The following is a 12,865-nucleotide window of genomic DNA, read 5'->3' as shown; positions in this document are numbered from 1 at the left end:
TCTTATCCGAACCGCTTCGCGTTCTTCGCGACGCGCTATGCTATCGCCCTTGCAATCAGAACCACAATGATGGCTCCAACCGTTGCGTGAATGATCTGCACCACCAACGCATTGTCGATGCCAAGCGATATTCCAAGCGCGTTGAAGAGAAAGCCTCCGACGAACGCACCGATGATGCCGCTCAGCAGGCACCGTATCAATCCGCCTCCACCGACGACTAGGCTTGCGAGAAACCCCGCCACTAGGCCGATCAAGAGAAAGATGAGCAGTGCTTGCGTACCCATAGACATGATGATTTCCTTTCGTTTTTTCCACCCCTGAGATGGCTCTAACCCACGCGGGCTAGAGTGCAGCGAGGGAAATTATCAAGCGTTCAGCACCCGACCGTAGGCATCAAGAACCGCTTCCTTCATGGTTTCGGAAACAGTTGGATGCGGGAAGATCGTATGCATCAGTTCTTCCTCGGTCGTCTCGAGGTTCATCGCGACGACGAAGCCCTGGATAAGCTCGGTGACTTCGGCACCGACCATGTGCGCGCCAAGCAGTTCGCCGGTCTTCTTGTCAAAAATCACCTTGCAGAGGCCTTGGTCTTCGCCAAGCGCGATCGCCTTGCCGTTCGCCGCAAATGAGAAGCGGCCGACGCGGATGTCGCGGCCCAGCTCCTTGGCCTTCGCCTCGGTCAGGCCGACGGAGGCGACCTGCGGATTGCAGTAGGTGCAGCCCGGGACCTTGCCCTTGTCCGTCGGATGCACGTTCGGAAGACCGGCAATCTTCTCGACGCAGACGACGCCTTCGTGCTCGGCCTTGTGAGCGAGCATCGGCGGGCCGGCGACGTCACCAATCGCGTAAATGCCTGATACGTTGGTCTTGCCATGGCCGTCGATGACGATGCAACCGCGGTCCGTCTTGACGCCGACAGCCTCCAGCCCAAGGTCTTCGATGTTGCCTTGCACGCCGACAGCCGAGATCATCCGATCCGCGGTGATCTGCTGGATCTTACCATCCGATGTCTCGACATGCGCCGTGATGCTGTTGGCGGACTTTTCGACCTTGGCGACCTTGGCGCTCGTGAAGATTTTCAGGCCGCGCTTTTCCAATTGCTTGCGAGCGATCGCAGTAACTTCCGCATCCTCGACCGGCATGATGGTCGGCATGACTTCGACAACAGTGACGTCGACGCCCATGGAGCGGTAGAAGCTCGCGAATTCGATGCCGATGGCGCCCGAGCCCATCACGATCAGCGACTTCGGCAGCACATCCGGCTTCAGCGCTTCGAAATAGGTCCAGATCAGCTTGCCATCAGGCTCGATACCCGGCAGAGCGCGCGGACGGGCGCCGGTCGCAACGATGATGTGCTTGGCGGTGTAGGTGCCCTCGCCCTTGACGCCCTTCGGCACGGGGTGCTGCGGCTCGACCACCGGCTTGGACGACTTGCCGACGACGACTTCGCCCGGCTGAGCTCCAGTCGAAGCCTTGGTGATCTTGGCTTCGCCCCAGATCACATCGACCTTGTTCTTCTTCATCAGGAAGCCGACACCGCCGTTCAGGCGCGCGGAGACGCCGCGCGAGCGGGCAACGACTGCCTTCACGTCGGCGCTGACCTTGCCTTCCAGCACGAGACCATAGTCCTTCAGGTGGTTGGAGTGGTCGAGAATTTCAGCCGAACGAAGCAGAGCCTTGGTGGGGATGCAGCCCCAGTTCAGGCAGATGCCGCCCAGATGCTCGCGTTCCACGATCGCGGTCTTGAGGCCCAACTGGCTGGCGCGCACAGCGGCGACATAGCCCCCGGGTCCGGAGCCGATAATGATGACGTCGTAATTCTCAGCCATGTTTTCCTGCCTTTGCTATCGGGCGTCGCGGGTGAGAAGCACCCACTCGTGTTTCCTGCCGTTTTCGAAGAAGGCCACGGCATCCGCGCGCGCCGCCTCCGAAAATCCATTGTTCCTGTAAAGCGACAGAGCCGCCTCGTTATAACTTGCGGTGATCAGACTGACCGGCGCGGTTTCCGCTCGCTCGATCTGATCCTCCAGAAGCCTTCGACCGATCCCGATGCCGCGCAAATGGCTATAGACACCGAGGTTTCCGATAAACCAGCTTCCAATCACCATCTGCTGCAGATCAATAACCGGCTTCAGCGCCGGACGATCCGCCTGCATATTGCGTATGCCTTCACCCAACCCGTAGCCGATTGCGGCTCCCGCGATCTCGCCGTAGGCCTCGGCAATTACTGCGTCACCCCAGTTGCCTTGCCCCTGGTCGCCCCGCAGTTTCTGCCGTCCACGCTCCATCGGCGTATCACCGCCGCCGTTTCCAAGCTCCGCCAGCCAGAGCCAGGAGGCGAAACCATGCGAAGCGATATCCGTGAGTAAAACCAACTCCGTCGCATCCTCCCGCGTGGCGGCACGAAGCGAAACGAAGGATCCCATGCTCAAAGCCCCAGCATCATCCGCACAGTCGATTCCATGCCGCGCCCGAGAGCGCGGGTATTCTCCGCATCGAGGTGAATGCCATCGACCGGGGTCGTCTTCGCTACAGAATTGCCGTCGAAGAAGCCGCAGTCGAGCTCGTCCGCGAGATCGCGATAGAGGGTGGGAAGCTTCGCCGACTCCTCGATGCCGCCAACGAACGACGCCGCAAACGGCACGTTCGCTGTCTCGCGGACCTTCGGCGGCGCGACGATCAGAATGTCAGGTCCATCGAATTCGAAGGGCCACGCATGATTGCGGATCAACCGCACCAGTCGGGCAATGCCCTGGCAGGCGGCAAAGGCCGACCCTGCCACGACAGGCTTCATGTCGTTGGTGCCGAGCAGCAAAATGACGAGATCAAGCGGCGCATGGCTCTGCAGGATCGTCGGCAGGATGCGTGCGCCATTCCGGTCGCAGTCAGCGAGATGATCGTCGAAGGCGGTGGTCCGCCCGTTCAATCCTTCAGCGATGACCCGGACCTCGTTGCCGAGTGCCGCCTGAAGCGTGCTTGGCCAACGATCCTTGTAGGCATGACGTCCGATGGTATCGGCGTCATAGCCCCAGGTCAGCGAGTCACCATAGCAAAGAACGGTCTTCGTCATGTCCGCCTCCGCTCCGGTCTCAAACGAGCATGCCCATCGGATTCTCGATGTAGCCCTTGAACGCCTGCAGCAGCTCCGCACCGAGCGCGCCGTCGACACAGCGATGGTCGGTCGAGAGCGTGACGCTCATCACGGTCGCGATGACCATTTCGCCCTTGCGTACGATCACACGCTGCTCGCCTGCGCCGACCGCTAGGATCGTTGCATGCGGCGGGTTGATGACGGCCGCGAAATTCTTCACGCCCATCATGCCCATGTTCGAGACCGACGTCGTACCGCCCTGATATTCTTCAGGCTTCAGCTTGCGATCCTTGGCGCGCTTGCCTAGGTCACGCATCTCGTTGGAGATGACCGAAAGGGTCTTTTCCTCGGCCTTGCGGATAATCGGGGTGATCAGGCCGCCTGGGATCGAGACAGCAACGCCGACATCGGCGTGCTTGTGCTTGACCATGTTGGCTTCAGTCCAGGAGACGTTGGCATCCGGAACATCGCGCAGCGCCAGTGCCATGGCCTTGATGACCATGTCGTTGACGGAGAGCTTGTAGGCAGCGCCGCCATCCTTGCGGGGAGCCGCGTCGTTCAGCTGGGCGCGCAGCGCCAGCAGCGCATCGAGTTCGCAATCGACGGTGACGTAGAAATGCGGAACGGTCTGCTTGGATTCGACGAGGCGCTTGGCGATGACCTTGCGCATGCCGTCATGCGGCACGAGCTCGTAAGAGCCTGGTTCAAACAGCTTGAGAACGGTTTCGTCGGACGCGCCCTTCGGTGCTGCGGCCGGCGCCGGTGCGGCAGCCTGCGGTGCAGCTGCGGCAGCCGGAGCCGCCTTGGCGCCACCACCTGTGACAAAAGCTTCCACGTCGCTCTTGACGACACGACCGTGCGGGCCGGAGCCGGAAATGGCGGACAAATCGATACCGGCTTCCTTCGCCAGACGACGCGCGAGCGGCGAGGAGAAGGTGCGGTTGCCACTTGCGGAAACGGCCGCGGGTGCAGCTGCCTGTGTCGAAGCAGCCGCCGGCGCGGGGGCGGCAGGTGCGACTTCCGGCTTCGGGGCTTCCACAGCCGCGGCCTTTGGAGCCGGAGCAGAGGCTGCTCCGCTAGCGGCAACGGAAAGGTCTTCGCCTTCCGCGGCGAGCACGGCGATCAAGGCATTGACCTTTACGCCTTCAGTGCCGGCAGGAACGACGATCTTCGCAACCGTGCCCTCATCGACGGCTTCGACTTCCATCGTCGCCTTGTCGGTCTCGATTTCTGCAATGATGTCGCCTGACTTGACCGTGTCGCCTTCCTTGACGAGCCACTTGGCCAGATTTCCTTCTTCCATCGTCGGAGAGAGGGCAGGCATCGTGATGTTGATAGGCATCGAAATACCCTCCCCTTGTTACTTGTAGCAAACAGCCTTCACGGCATCGACGACTTCGGCGACGCTCGGAAGCGCGAGCTTCTCGAGGTTGGCAGCATAAGGCATCGGAACGTCCTTGCCGGCGATCGTAAGAACCGGCGCATCGAGATAATCGAAGGCCTGCTGCATGACGCGAGTGGCGATTTCGGTACCGACGGAATTCTGCGGATAGCCTTCCTCGACGGTAACGAGACGGCCCGTCTTCTTGACCGATTCGATGACAGCAGGAAGATCCATCGGACGCAGCGTGCGCAGATCAATCAGTTCGGCATCGATACCGATCTTTTCGAGTTCCGCGACAGCCTTGACCGCATAGGTCATGCCGATACCGAAAGAGACGATCGTCACGTCCTTGCCGGGACGATGGATGCGGGCCTTGCCGATCGGCAGAACGAAATTGTCCATCTTCGGCACATCGAAGTGCTGACCGTAGAGAATTTCGTTTTCGAGGAAGACGACCGGGTTCGGATCGCGGATCGCAGCCTTCAGCAGACCCTTGGCGTCGGCTGCCGTATAGGGCATGACGACCTTGAGCCCCGGGATCTGGCTGTACCAGGACGCGTAATCCTGACTATGCTGGGCGCCGACGCGGGCTGCTGCGCCGTTCGGGCCGCGGAAGACGATCGGAGCGCCCATCTGGCCGCCCGACATGTAGAGTGTCTTGGCAGCGGAGTTGATGATCTGGTCGATCGCCTGCATAGCGAAGTTGAAGGTCATGAACTCGACGATCGGCTTGAGGCCGGCCATCGCAGCGCCGACGCCGACGCCAGCAAAGCCGTGCTCGGTGATCGGGGTGTCGATGACGCGGCGTGCGCCGAATTCCTGCAGAAGACCCTGGGTCACCTTGTAGGCGCCCTGGTATTCGGCAACCTCTTCGCCCATGACGAAGACGCTATCGTCAGCGCGCATTTCTTCGGCCATGGCATCGCGAAGCGCTTCGCGCACGGTCATGGAGACCATTTCGGTGCCTGCCGGAATTTCGGGATCATTCGGCACGGCAGCCTTCGGTTCTGCTGGTACCGGAGCAGCGGCGGGCGCCGGCTTTTCTTCCGCCTGCAGGGCAGCGGCAGCCGGAGCGGGCTGCGCAGCGGGTGCGCCGGAGATGTCGGAGGCCAATTCGCCGTCCTGCAGCAGGACCGCGATCTTGGCGTTAACCTTCACATTTTCGGTACCGGCCGGCACCAGCAGCTTGCCGATGACGCCTTCGTCGACGGCCTCGACTTCCATCGTCGCCTTGTCGGTTTCGATTTCGGCAATGACGTCACCTGACTTGACGGTGTCGCCTTCCTGCTTGAGCCACTTGGAAAGCGTGCCTTCTTCCATCGTCGGAGAGAGGGCGGGCATGAGTATATCGATTGGCATGGGTCGTCCCTCCCCGATTAGAGCAGAATGTCAGTGTAGAGCTCGGATGCATCCGGCTCCGGATCGGACTGGGCGAAGTCGGCACTATCAGCAACGACATCGCGGACGTCCTTGTCGATCGCCTTCAGATCGTCTTCCGAGGCCCAGCCCTTTTCGAGCAGACGCGCACGCACCTGTTCGATCGGATCCTGCTCGGAGCGCATCTTCTGCACTTCTTCCTTGGTGCGGTACTTCGCCGGGTCGGACATCGAGTGGCCGCGATAACGGTAGGTCAACATTTCGAGGATGATCGGGCCTTTGCCGGAGCGGCAATGCTCGAGGGCTTCGTCAGCTGCAGCCTTGACGGCGCGGACATCCATGCCATCGACCTGGATGCCGGGAATGCCGAAACCGGAGCCACGGAGGGAGTAGTTCGACTGCGCGGTAGCACGCGCCGTCGAGGTTCCCATGGCATAGCGGTTGTTCTCGACGATGTATATAATCGGCAGCTTCCAGAGAGCGGCCATGTTGAAGCTCTCGTAGACCTGGCCCTGATTGGCGGCACCATCACCGAAGTAGGCGACGGAGACACTGTCATTCCCGCGATACCGGTTGGCGAAGGCAAGGCCCGTTCCGAGCGAAACCTGGGCACCGACGATGCCGTGCCCCCCGTAGAAATGCTTCTCCTTGGAGAACATGTGCATCGAGCCGCCCTTGCCGCGCGAATAACCGCTACGGCGCCCGGTCAGCTCGGCCATGACGCCACGCGCGCTCATGCCGGTTGCCAGCATATGGCCGTGATCGCGATAGGCGGTGATAACCTGATCGCCTTCCTTCTGCGCCATCTGCATGCCGACGACCACAGCTTCCTGGCCAATGTAAAGGTGACAGAAACCACCAATGAAGCCCATGCCGTAGAGCTGTCCGGCCTTCTCCTCGAAGCGGCGGATCAATAGCATCTCGCGATAGGCCTTGAGCTCCTCATCGCGCGTAAAATCAGCAACAGGACCACCATTGGATGCCTTGTTCGCCGGCTTTGCGCTAGTTTTACGGCTGGAAACGGTCGCGGTTTTTCGCGGCGCCATTCACCCCTCCCTACGGGTTTGTCGGTTCTTTGGTGGCGCGTACCATAGGGAAGAAATTTCGCCGCAGCAATGCCATAAATGCATGGCTCGTATTCATCAGTAAGCTACTGATAAAAAAGACTTTATTTTGGTTAACTGAATTTCGGTTAATTGGAATAGTGAGTGAATATGACGATCTCGTCGGCACGAGAAACATTCAGCTGAAGACGCGCTTTCTCGTCCAGCATATCCTTGTCCATCGAACCGTCGCTCAGCAGCGCGACCTGCTTTTCGAGATGCTCGCGCTTGCCCTTCAGAACCGCCAACTCCCTTTCGCGCGCTATCCGCTGGCGCTCGAACCCCTCGGTTGCCCGCAGACCGTAATCACCGTGGATGCAATGATAGCCGAAGTAGGAGAGAAACGCGACCGTCATCGCCGGAACGACGAAACGACCGATCTTTTTCTTTTTGTGATGCTTTGTCCACATAAACGCACGCTCGAACGCATTACCTCGATGCGTCCAAGACTACCGGGCAGAGATTAACTGTCCGTTGACTATGAAAAATCAAGCAAGAAAAAACCCGCGCCTTTGGGACGCGGGTTCGAAGTCGTTGAAATCAGATGCGATTAGCCGCGGATGATTGAACGGCCGGCATAGCGGGCCTGCGGGCCGAGGCCTTCTTCGATGCGGATCAGCTGGTTGTACTTGGCAAGACGATCCGAACGCGATAGCGAACCGGTCTTGATCTGACCGCAGTTGGTGGCAACGGCCAGATCGGCAATCGTCGAATCTTCGGTTTCGCCCGACCGGTGCGACATGACCGCAGTGTAGGCAGCCTTGTGAGCAGTGTTGACGGCGTCGAGGGTTTCCGTCAGCGAGCCGATCTGGTTGACCTTGACGAGGATCGAGTTGGCAACACCCATGCGGATACCGTCGCGAAGACGGGCCGAGTTGGTGACGAAGAGATCGTCGCCGACCAGCTGAACCTTCTTTCCGGCCAGATCCGTCAGAGCCTTCCAGCCGTCCCAATCATCTTCGGCCATGCCGTCTTCGATCGAGATGATAGGGTACTGGGCCGCGAGCTGTGCAAGATATTCGGCCATGGCACCCGATTCCAGCGTGCGACCTTCGCCTTCGAGAACGTACTTGCCATCCTTGAAAAATTCCGTCGAGGCGCAGTCGAGGCCGAGGCTGATGTCGTCGCCCGGCTTGTAGCCGGCTTTCTCGATGGACTTCATGATGAAGTCGAGGGCTTCAGGCGCGCTCTTCAAGCCCGGCGCGAAGCCACCTTCGTCGCCGACGTTGGTGTTGTGACCCTGAGCCGACAATTCCTTCTTAAGGACGTGGAAGACTTCCGAGCCCATGCGGACGGCTTCGCGGATGGAATCGGCGCCGACCGGCAGGATCATGAATTCCTGGAAGTCGATCGGATTGTCGGCATGCGCACCACCGTTGATGATGTTCATCATCGGAACCGGCAGAAGATGGGCGCTCGCACCGCCGAGATAGCGGTAAAGCGGCAGGCCGGAAGCCTGAGCAGCCGCCTTGGCAACGGCGAGCGACACGCCGAGGATAGCGTTGGCACCGAGACGCGACTTGTTCGGTGTGCCGTCCAGCTCGATCATGATATTGTCAATCTGGATCTGGTTTTCGGCGTCGATGCCACCGATCGCGTCGAAGATTTCCGTGTTGGCGGCTTCGACGGCCTTTTCAACACCCTTGCCGAGATAGCGCTTGCCGCCATCACGTACTTCGACGGCTTCGTGAGCACCGGTCGAAGCGCCCGACGGCACCGCCGCGCGGCCCATGCTGCCATCTTCGAGATAGACATCGACTTCGACGGTCGGGTTGCCACGGCTGTCGAGAATCTCGCGGGCGATAATGTCGGTAATTGCGGTCATCGGCTCTTCCTGCTCGAGGGTGGATAAATCGTTCGAAGCCTGTTTAATCGAAGGCACGCAAATTACAATGCCACACCGACGACACACGGCACGTCACGGACCTATCGCGCGAATATGTCAGGCTTTTGAAGAGGCGCGTCGCGGCATCCTTCCGCTGCCCTGCTCCAGTGTTTCGAAACTTCAGGTTTTGAAAACAAGTCACCGCATTCAATGTGGTTGCAAATTTATCGATCAGTAACCAATTAATATTACAATTAATACTCGATGAGGAAATACTGCCTGTCCTCCGGCAAGTAGTATTGCATGATGCACTTCCTTATGCGGTTCAAGCCCGCCTGTTTATAGGGATCGTAAATCCCTCCAAACTCCAAGCCATTTCAATAAACAACACCTGTTTGCTATTAGAATTCACGGGGCGCCGGATGAAACTCAATATTGCTCGCAGCCTTGCCATCTTCGCGGCCGTCATCACCGCAGGATTGATCACTTCGATCGGCATTCAGAATTACGCCTTCAACAAGCTGCGGGTGAACGGCGAAATGTATAGGCAGATCGTCTACGGAAAGGATCTCGTTGCCGATATCCTGCCGCCACCTCTCTATATCGTTGAATCCTACATGCTTGCACTTGAGGCGGTGCAGCGTCCTGAAGTCGCGCGGAAGAATATCGAGCGCATCCAGACTGTCCTGAAGCCCGCCTATGAGGATCGCCGCAAATATTGGTCGGAAACAGCACTCAGCGCCGACCTCAAGGAAAAACTCCTGAGCGATGTCCTCGTCAAAGGCGACGTGTTCTGGAAGGTGATGGCAGAAGAACTCGCCCCAGCCATTCTCAAGAACGACGACGCCGTCATCCCGGCGGCTTTCGAGAAGCTTTCAACGAATTTCCATATTCATGAAGAAGCCGTCAACAAGCTCGTGGATATGGCGAACGCTTTCCTGGCTGCTGCCGAAAAGGATGCCGCCGAACAAACCCGCATCCTCTCCACCATCACGCTCGCGGCAGCCGCTGTCTCGTTTTGCCTGTTGCTCGGCGGCCTTTACGTCTTCCGTCGACGCGCTATCGTGCCACTCTCAGCAATGCGCGACTATATGGCGATCCTTGCCGCCGGCGATTATTCGAAGGAAGTGCCCTTCAGCCGCCGCGCCGACGAGATCGGCGAGATGGCGCGCGCCGTCACCGTGTTCCGTGACGCCGCCGAGGAACGGAACAATATCCGTGAGCGCCAGGATGCCGAACGCCAGGTCCAGACACAGCGCGATGCGGCGCTCGCCGCCACCAAGGCAGACGAGGAAGCCGCCCGCGAGCGCGTCATCACCAGTCTGAGCCGCGGTCTGGAGCGCCTTTCCGGCGGCGACCTCTCTTTCCAACTCAGCGAGCCCTTCGAAGCGACCTATGAGAAGCTGCGCGAGGAGTTCAACTCGAGCATCCGTACACTTTCCGGCGCAATGAAAGAAATCTCAGCCGTCACGAATACGGTAAGGACCGGCTCGAGCGAAATCGCGTCGAGCACGGATGATCTGGCCCGGCGAACGGAACATCAGGCCGCCTCACTGGAGCAAGCAGCCTCGGCGCTCGACCAGATCACGGTCACCGTCAAGAATTCATCGGAACGGGCCAACGAAGCCAACGCGATGATGACGGCGACCAAGGAAAGCGCAAGCTACTCGGCGACCGTCGTGCACGAGGCGGTGGCCGCGATGGAGAAGATCGAGACATCATCCGCACAGATCGGCCAAATCATCAACGTCATCGACGAAATCGCCTTCCAGACCAACCTCCTCGCACTCAATGCCGGAGTGGAGGCCGCCCGCGCAGGTGAGGCCGGAAAGGGCTTTGCCGTCGTTGCACAGGAAGTGCGCGACCTTGCCGGTCGGTCCGCCAATCTGGCGAAAGAAATCAAACAGTTGATCGAGACCTCTTCCAGCCAGGTTTCAGCAGGCGTCGGCCTTGTCAACCGCACAGGCGAAGCACTCGGCAATATCGATCAGCAGATTCTCAAGGTCACGGCGCTGATCGAGGGGATCGTGCGTTCTTCCGCCGAACAAACCACCGCGCTCCTGGAAGTCAATGCCGCCATCAACACGATGGACAGCGTCACGCAGCAGAACGCGGCGATGGTCGAGCAAACCAGCGCCGCCTGCCGAGAGCTGGGCGACGAGGCGGTGCACCTCAATCACCTGCTGTCCCGTTTCTGTCTCGACGAAACGGGAAAGTCTGTGACCATGGGATATCCCTCCCACAAAAGGATGGCGCTCGCCGGTTGACGGCCGACACCGTCTGCCGGTTTCAGGCGGCCTTTGCAATCCCGTCGAAGGCCAGCAGCTTTTCGAGCAGCCGCGGCATATCCTTCAGATACACCATGTTCGGCCCGTCGGATGGCGCATTGTCAGGATCTTCGTGCGTTTCTACGAAGACACCGGCGACGCCAACCGCAACGGCTGCCCGTGCCAGCGTCTCCACGAATTCGCGCTGGCCGCCGCTCGAACCGCCCTGCCCGCCCGGCTGCTGCACCGAATGCGTCGCATCGAAAACGACTGGAGCACCCATCGCCGCCATGATTGGCAGCGAACGCATGTCGGAAACCAGTGTGTTGTAGCCGAACGAGGCGCCGCGTTCGCAAAGCAGAATATTCGGGTTTCCGGTCGCGTTCAGCTTGTTGAGAACGTTCTTCATGTCCCAAGGCGCCAGGAACTGTCCCTTCTTGACGTTAATGGCTCGGCCGGTCTTCGCGGCTGCCACTAACAGATCGGTTTGACGGCTCAGGAAGGCCGGGATCTGCAGGACGTCGACGACCGTCGCCACCTCGGCGCACTGCTCCTCGGTGTGGATGTCGGTCAGAACCGGAAAGCCGTATTCCTTCTTGAGGTCCGAAAAGACCTCCAGCGCCTTTTCAAGACCTACGCCGCGCTGCGCCGACAGCGAGGTGCGGTTTGCCTTGTCGAACGAGGACTTGTAGACGAGGCCGAGACCAAGTTTGTCGCAGAGTTCCTTCAATACACCGGCGACCATGAAGGCATGGTCGCGGCTCTCCATCTGGCAAGGCCCGGCAATCAGGGACAGCTTGCCGGCATTCGAAAAGGTGACGCGGCCGGCGCCTTCGCCGATCACGACTTCGGAATTTGTCTGGCTCATCGTTTCTCCTCGAAGGCGAAGAGCGCGCCCTGACCGGGCGCCGCCTTCACCAGAATTCGATTGTTCTTGCGCGTGTAAGTCATCCCGTTAGCAGCCAAATGCGCTTCTGTCACGGCGAGATCACTGACCTTGAAGACAATGGCGACGCCACGCAGGCCGCGATCGTTTGAAGGTGCCGGAATATCGAAGTAGGCATCCAATCCATCTGGGGAGAGAACGCTCACTCTGGCGTTCGGAGTTGTCACACTCGCGCCAAAGGCCTCGTTGGTCACCGGGAGGCCGTGCGCCGCAGCACGCACAAATGGCGCAAATGCTTTTGGGTCCGGCGCGCCAAGAACAATCTCTGCGATCCCACCCACGCCATTTGCGTGCTTTTGCAGCGCTCTACGGTCAGCCGGCAGCGGATTGACGCGTTGGCACGTAAAAAAGAAAAAATCCGGAGCCCGCAGATCGACCGCGAACGCGAGCTTGAACGCAGCGGTGACCTGAGAGCCGTCAGGCATCTTCATCGGCCGCTCGAACTGCAGCATCTCGCCGCCATTGATCTTTTCGGCAAGGAACCGGGCGTGGTCGCGATCAGCATCGGCGGTCGCAAAGACCACCGCGGAGAACCCATCATCCCCGCATCGAAATCGGAAAGCCCGGTCACGCGCAGTGAAGACATTGCCTTTCTTCGCCGACGCCTCGTGCAGCTCCGCGCTGGCGACGCCCAAGGGTTCCAGGTATGTTTCGTCGGCGAAGAATATGCAGGCGTTCTCGGTTCCAAAAGGATGCCGGGCATCGGGCGCGACGGTGAATCCCAGCTTTCCCAAGCGCTCGCGCGCAAGTCCGATATTGGAGACCGGCAGCACGATGTGGTCCAGCGGATGTGCTTCGCTCATGGCAAACTCTCCGGAATTTGCGAAGATGTGCGCCGGGCAAGGCAACAATGCAACCCCCTTCTACGCTTT

The 12,865-nt window shown here is 59.7% G+C and carries 12 protein-coding genes; 1 reads left to right on the top strand and 11 read right to left on the bottom strand.

Translation table 11 applies throughout. The features are described from left to right. Positions 1–35: 35 nt before the first annotated feature. The 9 genes from K9B32_RS20615 to eno form a co-directional block, all read right to left on the bottom strand. On the bottom strand, positions 36–290 hold the full coding sequence (locus K9B32_RS20615; RefSeq protein ID WP_007790427.1) for a GlsB/YeaQ/YmgE family stress response membrane protein: 255 nt from the start codon (positions 288–290) through the stop codon (positions 36–38). Between the two features lie 75 nt (positions 291–365). Then, complete coding sequence (lpdA, locus tag K9B32_RS20610) at positions 366–1,829, bottom strand: dihydrolipoyl dehydrogenase (RefSeq protein WP_224565515.1); 1,464 nt, start codon at positions 1,827–1,829, stop codon at positions 366–368. Positions 1,830–1,844: 15 nt separating this feature from the next. After that, positions 1,845–2,426, bottom strand: a complete 582-nt coding sequence (locus K9B32_RS20605; RefSeq protein WP_224565513.1) for a GNAT family N-acetyltransferase — start codon at positions 2,424–2,426, stop codon at positions 1,845–1,847. Between the two features lie 2 nt (positions 2,427–2,428). Beyond that, entirely contained in the window at positions 2,429–3,070 is a 642-nt protein-coding gene (locus K9B32_RS20600; protein WP_224565511.1) for an SGNH/GDSL hydrolase family protein, read from the bottom strand. A gap of 19 nt (positions 3,071–3,089) precedes the next feature. Continuing rightward, positions 3,090–4,433: a pyruvate dehydrogenase complex dihydrolipoamide acetyltransferase gene (locus K9B32_RS20595; RefSeq protein WP_224565509.1), complete on the bottom strand. Its 1,344-nt coding sequence runs from the start codon at positions 4,431–4,433 to the stop codon at positions 3,090–3,092. 18 nt (positions 4,434–4,451) lie between these two features. After that, entirely contained in the window at positions 4,452–5,834 is a 1,383-nt protein-coding gene (locus K9B32_RS20590; RefSeq protein WP_224565507.1) for a pyruvate dehydrogenase complex E1 component subunit beta, read from the bottom strand. 17 nt (positions 5,835–5,851) lie between these two features. Continuing rightward, positions 5,852–6,898 carry a pyruvate dehydrogenase (acetyl-transferring) E1 component subunit alpha gene (pdhA, locus tag K9B32_RS20585; RefSeq protein WP_018858807.1) on the bottom strand — a complete coding sequence of 349 codons (1,047 nt, stop codon included), beginning with the start codon at positions 6,896–6,898 and terminating at the stop codon, positions 5,852–5,854. Positions 6,899–7,044: 146 nt separating this feature from the next. Beyond that, positions 7,045–7,365 carry an FtsB family cell division protein gene (locus tag K9B32_RS20580; protein WP_224565505.1) on the bottom strand — a complete coding sequence of 107 codons (321 nt, stop codon included), beginning with the start codon at positions 7,363–7,365 and terminating at the stop codon, positions 7,045–7,047. Positions 7,366–7,505: 140 nt separating this feature from the next. Then, a complete protein-coding gene (eno, locus tag K9B32_RS20575; protein ID WP_224565503.1) occupies positions 7,506–8,780 on the bottom strand; it encodes a phosphopyruvate hydratase in 1,275 nt (424 codons plus the stop codon). A 422-nt stretch (positions 8,781–9,202) separates the two neighbouring features. Here eno and K9B32_RS20570 point away from each other — a divergent pair, with 422 nt between their 5' ends. Continuing rightward, a complete protein-coding gene (locus K9B32_RS20570; protein WP_224565501.1) occupies positions 9,203–11,047 on the top strand; it encodes a methyl-accepting chemotaxis protein in 1,845 nt (614 codons plus the stop codon). Between the two features lie 22 nt (positions 11,048–11,069). Here K9B32_RS20570 and kdsA read toward each other — a convergent pair whose 3' ends face one another. Next, positions 11,070–11,915 carry a 3-deoxy-8-phosphooctulonate synthase gene (gene kdsA, locus K9B32_RS20565; RefSeq protein WP_224565499.1) on the bottom strand — a complete coding sequence of 282 codons (846 nt, stop codon included), beginning with the start codon at positions 11,913–11,915 and terminating at the stop codon, positions 11,070–11,072. Beyond that, positions 11,912–12,796, bottom strand: a complete 885-nt coding sequence (locus K9B32_RS20560) for a VOC family protein (protein ID WP_224565497.1) — start codon at positions 12,794–12,796, stop codon at positions 11,912–11,914. The genes kdsA and K9B32_RS20560 overlap by 4 nt, the downstream gene beginning before the upstream one ends. Positions 12,797–12,865 lie beyond the last annotated feature (69 nt).

It is taken from the genome of Rhizobium sp. 3T7 (assembly GCF_020166565.1).
Taxonomy (GTDB): domain Bacteria; phylum Pseudomonadota; class Alphaproteobacteria; order Rhizobiales; family Rhizobiaceae; genus Rhizobium.
This window is presented reverse-complemented; position numbering and strand designations above follow the sequence as displayed.

Excerpts from the sequence above, each read along its gene's own strand:
- K9B32_RS20605 (WP_224565513.1), bottom strand. The coding sequence starts at position 2,426 with ATGGGATCCTTCGTTTCGCTTCGTGCCGCCACGCGGGAGGATGCGACG.
- K9B32_RS20590 (WP_224565507.1), bottom strand. The coding sequence starts at position 5,834 with ATGCCAATCGATATACTCATGCCCGCCCTCTCTCCGACGATGGAAGAA.
- K9B32_RS20580 (WP_224565505.1), bottom strand. The coding sequence starts at position 7,365 with ATGTGGACAAAGCATCACAAAAAGAAAAAGATCGGTCGTTTCGTCGTT.
- eno (WP_224565503.1), bottom strand. The coding sequence starts at position 8,780 with ATGACCGCAATTACCGACATTATCGCCCGCGAGATTCTCGACAGCCGT.
- K9B32_RS20560 (WP_224565497.1), bottom strand. The coding sequence starts at position 12,796 with ATGAGCGAAGCACATCCGCTGGACCACATCGTGCTGCCGGTCTCCAAT.
- K9B32_RS20570 (WP_224565501.1), top strand. The coding sequence starts at position 9,203 with ATGAAACTCAATATTGCTCGCAGCCTTGCCATCTTCGCGGCCGTCATC.
- lpdA (WP_224565515.1), bottom strand. The coding sequence starts at position 1,829 with ATGGCTGAGAATTACGACGTCATCATTATCGGCTCCGGACCCGGGGGC.
- K9B32_RS20595 (WP_224565509.1), bottom strand. The coding sequence starts at position 4,433 with ATGCCTATCAACATCACGATGCCTGCCCTCTCTCCGACGATGGAAGAA.
- K9B32_RS20600 (WP_224565511.1), bottom strand. The coding sequence starts at position 3,070 with ATGACGAAGACCGTTCTTTGCTATGGTGACTCGCTGACCTGGGGCTAT.
- kdsA (WP_224565499.1), bottom strand. The coding sequence starts at position 11,915 with ATGAGCCAGACAAATTCCGAAGTCGTGATCGGCGAAGGCGCCGGCCGC.
- K9B32_RS20615 (WP_007790427.1), bottom strand. The coding sequence starts at position 290 with ATGTCTATGGGTACGCAAGCACTGCTCATCTTTCTCTTGATCGGCCTA.
- pdhA (WP_018858807.1), bottom strand. The coding sequence starts at position 6,898 with ATGGCGCCGCGAAAAACCGCGACCGTTTCCAGCCGTAAAACTAGCGCA.